The sequence below is a fragment of the Ensifer sp. NM-2 genome (genome assembly GCF_003024455.1).
Taxonomy (GTDB): Bacteria; Pseudomonadota; Alphaproteobacteria; order Rhizobiales; family Rhizobiaceae; genus Ensifer; species Ensifer canadensis.
On record NZ_PVZR01000003.1, the window covers coordinates 77,104 to 90,025 of the forward strand.

12 protein-coding genes are annotated in these 12,922 nt (G+C 64.1%); all 12 read left to right on the top strand.

Annotation, left to right across the window (positions count from 1 at the left end; translation table 11 throughout):
- The first annotated feature begins 3 nt into the window (after positions 1-3).
- Entirely contained in the window at positions 4-1,122 is a 1,119-nt protein-coding gene (locus C6558_RS07710; protein ID WP_057211104.1) for an ABC transporter ATP-binding protein, read from the top strand.
- A complete protein-coding gene (locus tag C6558_RS07715) occupies positions 1,119-2,243 on the top strand; it encodes an ABC transporter ATP-binding protein (RefSeq protein ID WP_057211106.1) in 1,125 nt (374 codons plus the stop codon). Before C6558_RS07710 ends, C6558_RS07715 begins: the two co-directional genes overlap by 4 nt.
- Positions 2,243-3,820 carry an FGGY-family carbohydrate kinase gene (locus C6558_RS07720; RefSeq protein WP_084814683.1) on the top strand — a complete coding sequence of 526 codons (1,578 nt, stop codon included), beginning with the start codon at positions 2,243-2,245 and terminating at the stop codon, positions 3,818-3,820. Before C6558_RS07715 ends, C6558_RS07720 begins: the two co-directional genes overlap by 1 nt.
- Complete coding sequence (locus C6558_RS07725) at positions 3,817-4,854, top strand: 2-hydroxyacid dehydrogenase (protein ID WP_025427785.1); 1,038 nt, start codon at positions 3,817-3,819, stop codon at positions 4,852-4,854. Before C6558_RS07720 ends, C6558_RS07725 begins: the two co-directional genes overlap by 4 nt.
- Positions 4,854-6,386 carry a glycerol-3-phosphate dehydrogenase gene (locus C6558_RS07730; RefSeq protein WP_038576262.1) on the top strand — a complete coding sequence of 511 codons (1,533 nt, stop codon included), beginning with the start codon at positions 4,854-4,856 and terminating at the stop codon, positions 6,384-6,386. Before C6558_RS07725 ends, C6558_RS07730 begins: the two co-directional genes overlap by 1 nt.
- Positions 6,387-6,398: 12 nt before the next feature.
- The gene (locus C6558_RS07735; protein WP_025427783.1) at positions 6,399-7,451 is read left to right on the top strand and encodes a class II aldolase/adducin family protein; all 1,053 of its coding nucleotides are present in this window, start codon (positions 6,399-6,401) and stop codon (positions 7,449-7,451) included.
- Positions 7,448-8,734, top strand: a complete 1,287-nt coding sequence (locus C6558_RS07740) for an FGGY-family carbohydrate kinase (RefSeq protein WP_084814682.1) — start codon at positions 7,448-7,450, stop codon at positions 8,732-8,734. The genes C6558_RS07735 and C6558_RS07740 overlap by 4 nt, the downstream gene beginning before the upstream one ends.
- Complete coding sequence (locus C6558_RS07745) at positions 8,731-9,570, top strand: TIGR01459 family HAD-type hydrolase (protein ID WP_025427781.1); 840 nt, start codon at positions 8,731-8,733, stop codon at positions 9,568-9,570. The genes C6558_RS07740 and C6558_RS07745 overlap by 4 nt, the downstream gene beginning before the upstream one ends.
- Before the next feature lie 14 nt (positions 9,571-9,584).
- Positions 9,585-10,523: a sugar phosphate isomerase/epimerase gene (locus C6558_RS07750; protein ID WP_025427780.1), complete on the top strand. Its 939-nt coding sequence runs from the start codon at positions 9,585-9,587 to the stop codon at positions 10,521-10,523.
- A gap of 104 nt (positions 10,524-10,627) precedes the next feature.
- Positions 10,628-11,413 (top strand): DeoR/GlpR family DNA-binding transcription regulator, encoded by a 786-nt coding sequence (locus tag C6558_RS07755; protein ID WP_025427779.1) that lies wholly within the window; start codon positions 10,628-10,630, stop codon positions 11,411-11,413.
- Positions 11,410-12,177, top strand: a complete 768-nt coding sequence (locus C6558_RS07760; RefSeq protein ID WP_025427778.1) for a triose-phosphate isomerase — start codon at positions 11,410-11,412, stop codon at positions 12,175-12,177. Before C6558_RS07755 ends, C6558_RS07760 begins: the two co-directional genes overlap by 4 nt.
- A 42-nt stretch (positions 12,178-12,219) precedes the next feature.
- Positions 12,220-12,657: an RpiB/LacA/LacB family sugar-phosphate isomerase gene (locus tag C6558_RS07765; RefSeq protein ID WP_025427777.1), complete on the top strand. Its 438-nt coding sequence runs from the start codon at positions 12,220-12,222 to the stop codon at positions 12,655-12,657.
- Positions 12,658-12,922: the final 265 nt, after the last annotated feature.

A 12,922-nucleotide genomic window follows, 5' to 3' on the forward strand; every position in this document is an offset into this window, starting at 1 on the left:
GACATGACGACGCTTCACCTAAAAAACATCGTCAAGCGCTACAAGAGCCAGACGGTTCTCGACGACCTGTCGCTCGATGTCGCCAATGGCGAACGCCTGGTGCTCTTCGGCCCGTCCGGCGCCGGCAAGACGGTGCTGCTGCGCCTTGTCGCCGGCGTCATCGAGCCCGACGAGGGCAGGGTGCTGATCGGCGGCGAGGACATGACCGATGTCGATGCCGAACACCGCGGTGTCGGCATGGCCTTCCAGAACTTCGCGCTCTTTCCCCACATGAGCGCCTTCGACAATATCGCCAGCCCGCTGACGGCGACGCGGTCGTCGAAGGATGCGATCACCGCGGGCGTGCAAAAGGTCGCCAAGCTCCTGAAGATCGACCATGTACTGAGCCATCACCCGAAGGCGCTTTCCAACGGCCAGAAGCAGCGCACGGCATTGGCCCGCGCGCTGGTCGGCTCGCCGCCGCTGCTTTTGCTCGACGACCCGTTGCGCAATGTCGACGCGAAACTCCGCTTCGAGATGCGGCTGGAACTGCCGCGCCTTTTGGCAGCAGAAGGTGCTACCGTCGTCTACGTGACCCAGGACTACAAGGAAGCGATGGCGCTCGGCGACCGGATCGCGGTGATGTCGCAGGGGCGCATCCGCCAGATCGGTACGCCGCAGGAAATCTACAACGCACCCGCCGACATCGAGATCGCGCGGCTCTTCGGCGATCCGACGATCAATCTTTTGGACGTGGCGCCGCAGAAGAGCGGTGACGGTGTCTTCGTCGAACTCTCCAACGTCCGGGTGCGGCTTGCCGATTATGACGGCGATGTCTCGGGCAAACCTTGTGTTCTCGGTCTGCGCCCGGAAAGCATCGTCTTTGTCCAAGCATCGGCGCCGGGCGCCATCCCGGTGACGGTGGAGGCGGAAACGCCGCTCAACGAGAAGACCGTGACGCTGGCGATGACCGCGCGCGGCCGTGAAATCCTCGTGTCGCGTCCGGCCGGAACGCCTGGACCGGTGGCAGGACCGGCCCATATCGCCGTCAACGGTGCCCACGCCTTCCTCTTCGACAAGGCGAGCGGCCGGCTTCTGCCGCGCGCCGACATCGCATCCAAGCGCAATGGAGAAGCGGCATGAACGACACCGCTCTTTTGATCAGGGACGTCGATAAGTTCTATGGTCCGGTCGATTACGGCGTCCACGCCGTCAAGAAGCTCAACATGGACGTCCGGAAGGGCGAGATCATCGCGCTGCTTGGCTCGTCCGGCTGCGGCAAGACCTCGACGCTGCGCATGATCGCCGGTTTCGAGGCGGTGTCGCGCGGCACGATCTCGCTTGGCGGACGCGAAGTCCAGACGTTTGCGCCGGTGCGCCGCAACGTCGCCATGGCGTTTGAGGGCTATTCGCTCTATCCGCCGCTGACGGTGCGCGAGAACATCGCCTTTGCGCTCAAGGCGTCCAAGCTGTCGCAGAGCGTCGTCGACGAGAAGGTGGCTGGTATCGCCAAGCTGCTCGAGATCGAGGATATTCTCGGGCGTTATCCGAGCTCGATCTCCGGCGGCCAGCAGCAGCGCGCCTCGCTGGGGCGGGCGCTGATCCGTGATGCCAACCTGCACCTGCTCGACGAGCCGATGGGCCAGCTCGAGCCGCAGCTGCGCGCCGTGCTGCGCGGCCGCATCAAGCACTACATCAAGGAACGCGGACTGACGGCGATCCTCGTCACCCACGACCAGACAGAAGCCAATGCCCTTGCCGATCGCATCGCGGTGATGGAAGGCGGCGTGCTGCAGCAGTTCGATACGCCGCAGAAGATCAAGGAGCGTCCGGCGAACCTCTTCACCGGCACCTTCGTCGGTGAGCCGCCGATGAACGTGTTCGAGGCGAGTGTCACCGGTTCGGACGCCAAGGTCGCCTTCGGCCTCAGGGACGGCGTGCGGCTGGAATATCCGGCGTCGGATTTCTCCCATGCCGTGCGCGACGCGCTGATGAAGCGGCAGAAGGTGGTGCTCGGGATCCGGCCATATGCGGTGCGCCGCAGCGCCGACGGAGTTTCCGGACGTGTGGCGGTCAACCAATGGCTCGGTGACCAGACGCATATCGCGGCAGACTTTGCCGGCGGCACCATGGTGCTGGTCGAGCATGACCGCACCGAACTTGCCGTCGGCCAGCCGATCGGCATCCACCTCGATCCGTCGAGCCTGCATGTGTTCGACGGTGACAGCGGCAAGGCGATCAGCCACGGCGTGGAGCTTGCCTGATGCGCGACATCCTCATCGGCATCGATGCGGGAACGTCGGTCATCAAGTCGGTGGCCTTCGACCTTGGTGGGCGGCAGCTTGCCATGGCATCGGTGCCGAACACGTACGAGGCGGTCGGCAGGACCGGCAGCGTGCAGGACCTCAATCGCACCTGGACCGACACGGTCACCACCTTGACCGAGCTTTCGGCCAGGGTCGAGAACCTCGCTGGCCGTGTTGCGGCGGTCGCGGTGACCGGGCAGGGCGACGGCACCTGGATGATCGACAGAGCGGGCGATCCCATCGGTAAAGGCTGGCTCTGGCTCGACGCGCGTGCTGGCGACACGGTGGAGCGCCTACGTGGCGACAGCGGCGATGTCGAGCGTTTCGCCAGCACCGGCTCCGGGCTTGCCGCGTGCCAGCAAGGCGCGCAGCTGCGCTGGATGAGCGACAACGCGCCGGAAATGCTGTCCGGTGTTGCAACCACGTTTCACTGCAAGGACTGGCTCTACTTCAAGCTGACGCAAATGCGTGCCACGGATCCCTCCGAAGCCAACTTCACCTTCGGCAACTTCCGCACCCGCAGCTACAACGACGACGTCATCCGTTTTCTCGGCCTTCAGAAGCTCAAGCATTTCCTGCCAGAGATCGTCGACGGGGCAACGTCGCACCACCTGCTTTCGTCGGAGGCAGCCGGCGCCACCGGTCTTCCCACGGGCACACCGGTGGTGCTCGGCTATGTCGATGTCGTCTGCACGGCACTTGGCGCCGGGCTCTACGATCCAGGCACCGACACCGGCTGCTCGATCATCGGCTCGACCGGCATGCACATGCGCCTTGCCACGAGCGCCGACGACGTGCGGCTCAACCGTGATCTCACCGGCTACACCATGTGCATGCCGATCACGGACACCTATGCGCAGATGCAGTCGAACATGGCGGCAACGCTCAACATCGACTGGATCCTGTCGGTCGCCGGCGGCCTCTTGAAAGGCATGGGCGTCGAAAAGACCAAGGGCGAGCTTCTGTCCCATGTCGACGGCTGGTTGGCGGAGGCCAAGGATACGTCGCTCCTGTTCCAGCCCTATATTTCGGATGCGGGCGAGCGCGGGCCCTTCGTCGACGCTTCGGCGCGCGCTTCCTTCGTCGGGCTTTCGATCACCCACGGCTTCGGCGACATGGTGAAGGCGGTGTTCGACGGGCTCGCCATGGCCGCGCGCGATTGCTACGCCGAGATGGGGCCGCTTCCGGGCCGCATCCGGCTGACCGGCGGTGCCGCACGTAGCGCCTCGCTTCGGCGCATTCTTGGTGGTGCGCTCGGGGCCAGTGTCCAGACCAGCGAGCGCGAGGAGGCGGGGGCGGCAGGAGCAGCCATGATCGCGGCCGTCTCCCTCGGTATCTACCCCTCGATGGCAGAATGCGTGCGTGACTGGGTGTCGCCGCATCAGCGCGCTGCCGAGCCCGCCGACGCGGCGCTTGCGCGCCGTTACGACGGCCTCTTCCCCTCCTACCAGCAGTCGCGCATCGCGCTTCGACCCGTGTGGCACGCACTTTCCCAGGATGCTGCCTCGGGATCACAACAGGAAGAACTGAAATGAAAAAGATAGCCATCATCGGCGACCGGTTCATGCTGCCGGACGTGTTTCGCGACAAGATCGTCGAAGCAAGCGGCGACGGCCATGAGATCCGCACCCTCGAGCTGCCCTGGCCGGATGTGCCGATGGAGCATGGTTACGCCGTCGAAGGCATGGACGGTCTCAAGGAATATCTGGGGAAGGCGGACGATATCGTCGAATTCATCGGCGACGCGGAAATCCTGGTGACGCAGCTTGCGCCGCTCTCGCGCGGCATGCTGACGTCGCTTCCCGGGCTGAAGCTCGTTGCCGTCTCGCGTGGCGGGCCCGTCAATATCGACATGTCGGCGGCACGCGACGCCGGTATCAGCGTCGTCAATACGCCCGGCCGCAATGCCAGCGCCGTTGCCGAGTTCACGCTCGGCGCCATCCTCGCCGAGACGCGGTTGATCCGCACCGGCCACGAGGCGCTACGCAAGGGCGAGTGGCGCGGCGACCTCTACCGCGCCGACCGCACCGGCCGTGAGCTTTCGGAAATGACCGTCGGCGTCATCGGCTACGGCAACATCGGCACCAAGGTGGTGCGGCTGCTGCGGGCCTTCGGCACAAAGGTTCTGGTGCATGACCCCTATGTGCAGCTGAGCGCCGACGATCTCAACGCCGGCGTCGAGCATGTGGCGCTCGACGACCTCCTGTCGCGCTCCGACCTTGTGACGCTGCACCCGCGCGTCACCGAGGAAACCCGGAACATGATGAATGCCGAGACCTTCGCGAACATGAAACCCGGTGCAATCTTCGTCAACACGGCGCGCGGGCCGCTCTGCGACTACCACGCGCTCTATGAGAACCTTGTGAGCGGCCACCTGTCGGCGGCCATGCTCGAGACCTTCTCTGTCGAACCGGTGCCGGAGGACTGGCCACTGCTCCAGCTTCCGAACGTGACACTGACGCCGCATATCGCCGGCGCTTCTGTTCGCACCGTCACCTACGCCGCCGAGATGGCTGCCGAAGAGGTGCGCCGCTACATCGCCGGCCTGCCGCCGGTCAATCCGTGCTGATGACGGGAGGCAAGAACGTGGGTTCCGAGACCGGAATATATGATCTTTTTGTCGTCGGCGGCGGCGTCAACGGTGCGGGGATCGCGCGCGATGCGGCCGGGCGAGGGCTCTCGGTCCTCTTGTGCGAGAAGGACGATCTGGCGCAAGGCACAAGCTCGCGCTCGGGCAAGCTGGTGCATGGCGGGCTGCGCTATCTCGAATATTACGAGTTCCGGCTGGTGCGCGAGGCGTTGATCGAGCGCGAGGTGCTGCTCTCATCCGCGCCGCACATCATCTGGCCGATGCGGTTCGTGCTGCCGCACAATCCGGCCGACAGGCCCGCCTGGCTCGTGCGGCTCGGACTGTTCCTCTACGACCACCTCGGCGGCCGCAAGCGTCTGCCAGGCACCCGCAGCCTTGATCTCAGCACTGCGCCTGAGGGTGCGCCGATCAAGCGGGACTATCGCAAGGCCTTCGAATATTCCGACTGTTGGGTCGATGACGCCCGGCTCGTTGTGCTCAATGCACTCGATGCGCAGAAGAAGGGCGCGCGCGTCTTGACCCGAACCGCCTGCAGCGCCATTCGTCGCGTCGACGGCCTCTGGCAGGTGGAGATGACGGATCTGCGCACCGGCGTGAAATCCGAGGTCAAGGCGCGCTGCGTGGTCAATACAGCGGGGCCATGGGTCAACGATGTCATCGGCCGGATCGCCGGGCTCAATTCCAGCCGCAGTGTGCGACTGGTCAAGGGCAGCCATATCGTCGTGCCGAAATTCTGGGAGGGGCGGCAGGCCTATCTGGTGCAGAACCCGGACAAGCGGGTGATCTTCATCAACCCCTACCAGAACGACCTGGCGCTGATCGGCACGACGGATATCCCCTATGAGGGGCGGCCCGAGGACGTATCCGCCGATGGCAACGAGATCGCCTATCTCTTGAAATCGGTGAACCGCTACTTCAAGCAGCAACTGACCGAAGACGATATCGTCCACTCCTTCTCCGGCGTGCGTCCGCTCTATGACGACAATGCCGAAAACCCGTCGGCGGTGACGCGCGACTATATCTTCGAGGTCGATGCGGCCAACGGCCAGGCGCCGCTTCTCTCCGTCTTCGGCGGCAAGATCACCACCTTCCGCAAGCTGTCGGAACATGCGCTCGAGCGGCTGAAACCGTTCTTCCCTGAGATGGGTGCGGCCTGGACCGCCAAGGCGCATTTGCCGGGTGGCGACATGGCCAATGCCGATTTCGAGCAGTTTCTTGGGGATCTCAAGGCGCGCTATCGCTGGCTGACGGCCGACCTCGCCAAGCATTACGCGCGGCTCTACGGCACGCGCACGCACGATCTGATCGGCAATGCCAAATCGCTCGAAGACCTCGGCGCTGTCTTCAGCCCGCTGTTTCGCGAGCGCGAGGCGCGCTTCCTGATCGACAACGAATGGGCGTCGACGGCTGAAGACCTACTGGAACGGCGGACGAAACACGGCCTGCACATGACACAGGCCGAGAGGCTGGCTTTCGCCGGCTGGCTGGAACGCCAGCAAGTGGCGGCCTGAAGGAGAGTGGGAATGCGCAGTCTGGAATTGGAGGCCTTGCTTGATATCTCGGCGCGGGTCGGCGCCGACCCGCTGCTGGTGCAGGGGGCGGGCGGAAACACGTCGATCAAGGAGGTCGGCACGCTCTGGATCAAGGCCTCCGGCCTCTGGCTTGCCCATGCGCGCCAGCGCGACGTCATGGTGCCGGTGGCGCTCGACCCATTGCTCGAAGCGTTGGATCGCATGGATCCCGCGGCCGAGAAAGCCCAGGACTTCGTCATCTCCGAAATGAACCCTTCCGGCCTCAGGCCGTCGATCGAGACGACGGTACATGCGCTGATGCCGCAGAAGGTGGTGATCCATGTCCATTGCGTCGAAACCATCGCGACCGCCGTGCAGACGATCGGTGCGGCCATCGCTGCCGAACGCCTGACGGGTATCCCGCATGTCTTCGTACCCTATGCGCGGCCGGGGCTGCCGCTTGCCAAGGCGATCGCCGAGCGGCTGCAGGAGAAGACGTCGGTGCTGATCCTCGGCAATCACGGCCTTGCAGTTGCCGCCGAGACCGTCGCCGATGCGGCAATCCTTCTGACCGAGGTCTCCCGCCGGTTGACGACGCAGCGACGGGCGGCGCCATCAGCCGATCTCGCGGCACTGTCCCGCCTTGCGGTCGACAGTGGCTATTGCCTGCCCGACGACGCACGACTGCATGCGGTCGCAACCGACCTCGAAAGCTGCCGGATTGCTGCCGGCGGCAGCCTCTATCCCGACCATGTCATCTTCCTCGGCAAGGGGTCCGTCATCGCCGCGCCGGGCGAAACCGCCGTTTCGATCGAGACCGCCAGGAATGAACGTGGCGAAACCCTGCCGCCGCTTCTGCTGTTTCCCGGCAAGGGGGTACTGGTCGAGAAGACCATTTCCGCAGGCGCGCTCGCCATGGCGCGCTGCCTTGCCGACGTGACGGCCCGCATTCCCGCAAATGGGCGTCTTCGCTATCTGAGCGATGCCGAGAACGCCGAACTGCTCGGCTGGGACGCGGAGAAATATCGCCAGAAGCTCAACCGGGCAGGGCAGGCGCTGCAATGAGTGGAAATCAGAACGCCCTTGTTGTCGGCATCGATATCGGCACGTCGGGCGCGCGCTCCGTGGCGATGGTGCCTGACGGCACGATCGTCGCCTCTGGTGCGGCCAAGCTCGCCGCTTTTTCCGATGACCACCGCGATCCGGTCGGCTGGTGGAAGGCGGTGCGGGCGGCGCTTGGCGAGGTGCTCGAGGCGGTCGATCGTCGACGGATCCGCGCCATCAGCATCGACGGAACCTCGGGCACGATGCTGCCCGTTTCCGCCGACGGTGCGCCGCTTGCCACGCCGATGATGTACAACGATCCGGTTTCCGACCGGACGATGCTGGACGCAATTGCCGCCCATGCACCGAAGGAAAGTGCCGCCCACGGGGCAACCTCCGGTCTTGCCAAGGTGCTGCTGTTCCAATCGGTGCCGGATGTCTTCCGTGTCATCCATCAGGCCGATTGGCTCGCCGGGCATTTTACCGGGCTCTACGACGTTTCCGACGAGAACAATGCCTTGAAGACCGGCTACGATCCGGTGGCGCGGTGCTGGCCGGAGTGGATCTCACGAACTGGCGCGCGCATCGATCTCCTGCCGGAGGTGCTGCCGGCCGGTGCGCCGGTTGCGACGATATCGGCGGCCGCAGCCGAAGCCTTCGGCCTGACGCCGGATGTCATTTTAGTCGCCGGCACGACCGATGGCTGTGCCTCGTTTCTGGCGACCGGTGCCGATCGTCCGGGCGATGGCGTCAGCGCACTCGGCACGACGTTGACGGTGAAGGTGCTTTCCGACCGGGCGCTGTTTGCCCCGGAATATGGCCTCTACAGCCACCGGATCGGCGACATGTGGCTGGCGGGCGGCGCATCGAATACGGGAGGCGTTGTTCTGGCCGAGTATTTTTCCGCAGAGCGCATCGATGAGCTTTCCGCCCGCATCGATCCGGCTGTCGATAGCGGGCTCGACTATTACCCGCTGACGAAGCCCGGCGAGCGCTTCCCCATCGCCGATCCGAATCTTGAGCCACGCCTGACGCCGCGACCCGAGGATGACGCGATGTTTCTGAAGGCAATCTTCGAAGGCATCGCCGGTATCGAAAGCCTTGCTTATCACAGGCTGACATCGTTCGGCGGACCCAAGCTCGGTTCCATACGCACCGTCGGTGGCGGTGCAAGAAATGCGGCGTGGTCGGCAATCCGCGCGCGCAAGCTCGGCGTGCCGTTCCTGACGGTACGTTCGGAAGAGGCCGCAGCCGGCACGGCGCGGCTGGCGCTTGCCGGTGCAAGACAGGCAGGTGTGTTATGAGTACTGTCATCTCAGGCCTCGGCGATATCGCCGATCGTTATGACGCCTTTCTGATCGACCAGTTCGGCGTGCTGCGCGACGGCCGCAGGCCCTATCCTGGTGCTGCCGAAACGCTGGTGCGGCTGAAGAATCAGGGCAAGCGCATCATCATTCTCTCGAATTCCGGCAAGCGCTCGGCGGAAAACGACCGCCGTCTCGTCGATCTCGGCTTCGTCGCCGGCAGCTGGGACTGGTTCCTGACCTCGGGCGAAGTGGCGTGGCAGATCCTGAAAAAGGAAGGCGGGCAGGCAAGCGGGCCTCCGAAAAAGTGCCTGCTGGTCAGCCGCGACGGCGATCTGTCGCCGCTCACCGGGCTCGACCTCGAGCGCACCGAAGATGGCGCGGATGCGGACTTCGTGCTTCTGGCTGCGAGCGAAGGCGATGTCCTGCCGCTGTCGCACTATGAGGCGCTGCTGGCGCCTGCGGCACGGCGCGGCGTGCCGTGCCTCTGCACCAACCCCGACAAGGTGATGCTGACCAAGAGCGGAATGGCTTTCGGGGCTGGGCGGATTGCGGAGCTTTACGAGGAACTCGGCGGCACGGTGCGCTGGATCGGAAAACCATTCGCCGACATCTACGATTTTGCCCTCGACTTTCTCGGTCATCCCGATCCGTCGCGCGTCTGCGCAATCGGCGACAGCATCGAACACGATATCGCCGGGGCGGCAAGTGCCGGCCTTGAGTCGGCGCTGGTGACCACCGGGATACTGGAGCATGCCTCCGACAAGGAGCGGCAAAAACTCTTTGCCGAGCATGGCGCCACGCCCGATTTCATCCTCCCGAAATTTCTCTGGTAGTCAGGAGTACGGTCTTGGCTTTCACGCTGTCGCTCAACACCAATCCGCTGGTCAATCGTTTTGCCGAGCCTGATGATCTGATCGAGACAATCGGGGAGCAGATCCGCATCGGCTACGTGCAGCTGACGCATGAGTTCGTCAATCCGGGCTGGCCGGCGGCAACGATCTCCAAGACCATCCGTCAGTTCAGGGCAGCGCTTAGCCGCACCGGCGTCAGGATCACCTCGGGCATGACCGGGCCCTATGGCAGGCTCAACCACTTCGGCCACCCCGACCCGGATGTGCGACGCTACTATGTCGACTGGTTCAAGACCTTTGCCGATATCTCCGCCGAGCTTGGCGCATCCGGCATGGGCACGCAGTTTGCGATCTTCACGCTGAGGGACTATGACGACCCGGCCCGGCGCGAGGAGATGATGAAGATCGCCATCGACTGCTGGCGCGACGTGGCGGAACACGGCAAGGCGGCCGGTCTTTCCTATGTGTTCTGGGAACCGATGTCGGTCGGGCGCGAGTTCGGCCACACGATCGCCGAGTGCCGCTCGCTCGACCGGCGGCTCGCCGAGGCGGAGTTGCCGCTCCCAATGAAGATGATGGTCGATATCGACCATGGCGACGTCACCTCCGACGACCCCGATGACATCGACCCCTATGCCTGGGCGGGCGCATTTCCCGAGCGCTCGCCGATCATCCACATCAAGCAGTCGTCGATGAACAAGGGCGGGCACTGGCCGTTTACCGCTGCCTACAACCGGGATGGCCGCATCACGCCGGAGAAGCTGATCGATGCGGTCAAGGCCGGCGGCGGCACCGACAACGAGATCTGCCTGGAGCTGTCCTTCCGCGAGCGGGAACCGACCGACCACAACGTTGTGGAGATGATCCGCGAATCCGTGGAGTTCTGGGAGCCCTACATCGATACCGGGTTCAACCGATCATCAAAATCACACTGAAATATCACAAAGTATCATTAGCTAGATTGAAATATAACATAAAGGTGTTATCTTCTCAGGTGTGATGTCGCGCTCTCGCGGCATCGGGATCGAGGCGGATGACGATGAAGCCGGAAGACAGGCGACAGGCGATCATGGATGTTTTGATGGAGGCCGGCACGGCGTCCGTCGAGGATCTGTCACTCCGTTTCGGCGTCAGCAAGATGACGGTGCATCGCGACCTCGACGATCTCGAACAGGCTGGCCTGTTGCGCAAGGTGCATGGCGGCGCTTCGATCCAGTCGAGCCCGCAGTTCGAAAGCGATTTCCGCTACCGCGAGAAGATTGCCGCCGCCGAGAAGAACCGCATTGCCGAATATGCGGCGAGCCTGATCGAGCCGGGGCAGAGCATCCTCATCGACGACAGTTCGACGGCCGGCGCGATTGCCGGCTGCATCAGGGACATCAGGCCGCTGACCGTCATCACCAACAACCTCGGCGTCATCACCGGTCTGTCCGGTGCGCCCGGCATCAACGTCATCGCGCTCGGCGGCCAGTACAGCAAGAAGTTCAACGGCTTTTTCGGCATCGTCACCGAAGAGGCGCTGCGCTCGCTGCGCGTCGATATCGCCTTCCTCTCCAGCTCCGCAGTCGCGGGAACGGCAGCCTTCCACCAGGACCAGGAGGTCGTGCAGGCCAAGCGGCTGATGGTGAAGTCGGCGGCGCGCAAATATCTCATGGTCGATCACGACAAGTTCGGGCGTTCCGCCCTGCATTTCCTGACAGGGCTCGACGCCTTCGATGCGGTGCTGACCGGCGCCGAGGTGGCGGATGAGCATGCCGCGACGCTCCGCGAGGCCGGAATCCCCCTGGTGACGGTCGACAATCGAAAAGCATCGGAGAAAGCATGAACAAGCCGCAGCTCTGGGTGGGCACAAGCTGGAAGATGAACAAGACGCTGGCGGAGGCCATGGTCTTTGCCGAGAGGCTGGCCGCAGCGGACGGAGCGCGCGACGAGCGCATCCAGCGTTTCGTCATTCCACCCTTTACCGCCGTCAGACAGGTCAAGGAACGGCTCGTGCAAACGGGCGTCAAGGTCGGTGCGCAGAACATGCATTGGGACGACGCCGGCGCCTGGACCGGCGAGGTTTCGCCGGTGATGCTGAGGGACTGCAACCTCGATGTGGTCGAGCTTGGCCATAGCGAACGGCGCGAGCACTTCGGCGAGACCGACCGTACCGTGGGCCTGAAGACGGCAGCGGCGGTGCGCCACGGCCTGGTGCCGCTGATCTGCATTGGCGAGACGCTCGCCGAGCGCGAGGCGGGCGAGGCGGATGCCGTCCTGAAGCGGCAGGTTGAAGGCGCGCTGGAACTGCTGGAAGGCGACGCGCGCAAGGCGACGATCCTGCTCGCCTACGAGCCGGTCTGGGCCATCGGCGTCAACGGCATTCCGGCAACATCAGACTATGCCGACGAGCGCCATAAGCGGATCGCCGACGTGGCGCAAGGCGCGCTCGGCGTGCGCGTTCCCGTCCTCTACGGCGGCAGCGTCAATCCCGGCAATTGCGAAGAACTGATCACCCAGGGGCACATCGACGGCCTGTTCATCGGCCGCTCCGCCTGGGACGTCAATGGCTATCTCGACATTCTGCAGCGCGTCTCGAAGGCGATCTGAGCCCTCGTACCCCGCAGATCAACAAGACGGAAAGGAACAATCATGAAGATCGCAATCGGAGCAGACAGCGCCGGCAAGCCCTTGCTCGACGTCATCGCCGCCCATCTCAAGGGCAAGGCCGACCTCGAAGTCAGCGACCTCAGCCAGTCCGGTTTCTACGCCGACCTGTCGCAGAAGCTGGCGCAGACCATCGTCGATGGCGACAACGAGCGCGGCATCCTGTTCTGCGGCACCGGTATCGGCGTCTGCATCTCGGCCAACAAGGTGCCGGGCATCCGCGCCGCGCTGACCCACGACACCTATTCCGCTGAGCGGGCGGCAAAGTCGAACAACGCACAGATCATCACCATGGGCGCGCGCGTCATCGGGCCGGAGCTGGCGAAGTCGATCGTTGATACCTGGCTCGCCTCCGAATTCGACGCGAACGGCCCGTCGGCCGGCAATGTCGACGCGATCGATCGTCTCGACGCGGCGAAGTAAGCGAGCCAACTGCTAGAGCGTTTCCGGTTTAAACGGAGCCACAGACCCGCTCTATCTCTTTGTTTTTACGCATTTCCTGGCGGAAAGCCGATTCGCACTTTTCCTGGAAATGCTCTAATACCGCAATGCACGTTGATCCTCCCTCGCGCATCGCGGCGAGACGCCCGGCAGAGATGCCGGGCGTCTTTTCCTGATTTGCCACTGCCTAATTCGTTTCAGCGTCGTTTGCGCGTCATGTTTGAGGCGCGGCGCTGTCGGGTGTTTT

What these genes read in the sequence shown, in the direction of transcription:
- C6558_RS07725 (WP_025427785.1), top strand. Translation starts at nt 3,817, where the DNA reads ATGAAAAAGATAGCCATCATCGGCGACCGGTTCATGCTGCCGGACGTG.
- C6558_RS07715 (WP_057211106.1), top strand. Translation starts at nt 1,119, where the DNA reads ATGAACGACACCGCTCTTTTGATCAGGGACGTCGATAAGTTCTATGGT.
- C6558_RS07710 (WP_057211104.1), top strand. Translation starts at nt 4, where the DNA reads ATGACGACGCTTCACCTAAAAAACATCGTCAAGCGCTACAAGAGCCAG.
- C6558_RS07740 (WP_084814682.1), top strand. Translation starts at nt 7,448, where the DNA reads ATGAGTGGAAATCAGAACGCCCTTGTTGTCGGCATCGATATCGGCACG.
- C6558_RS07765 (WP_025427777.1), top strand. Translation starts at nt 12,220, where the DNA reads ATGAAGATCGCAATCGGAGCAGACAGCGCCGGCAAGCCCTTGCTCGAC.
- C6558_RS07730 (WP_038576262.1), top strand. Translation starts at nt 4,854, where the DNA reads ATGACGGGAGGCAAGAACGTGGGTTCCGAGACCGGAATATATGATCTT.
- C6558_RS07745 (WP_025427781.1), top strand. Translation starts at nt 8,731, where the DNA reads ATGAGTACTGTCATCTCAGGCCTCGGCGATATCGCCGATCGTTATGAC.
- C6558_RS07720 (WP_084814683.1), top strand. Translation starts at nt 2,243, where the DNA reads ATGCGCGACATCCTCATCGGCATCGATGCGGGAACGTCGGTCATCAAG.
- C6558_RS07760 (WP_025427778.1), top strand. Translation starts at nt 11,410, where the DNA reads ATGAACAAGCCGCAGCTCTGGGTGGGCACAAGCTGGAAGATGAACAAG.
- C6558_RS07735 (WP_025427783.1), top strand. Translation starts at nt 6,399, where the DNA reads ATGCGCAGTCTGGAATTGGAGGCCTTGCTTGATATCTCGGCGCGGGTC.
- C6558_RS07755 (WP_025427779.1), top strand. Translation starts at nt 10,628, where the DNA reads ATGAAGCCGGAAGACAGGCGACAGGCGATCATGGATGTTTTGATGGAG.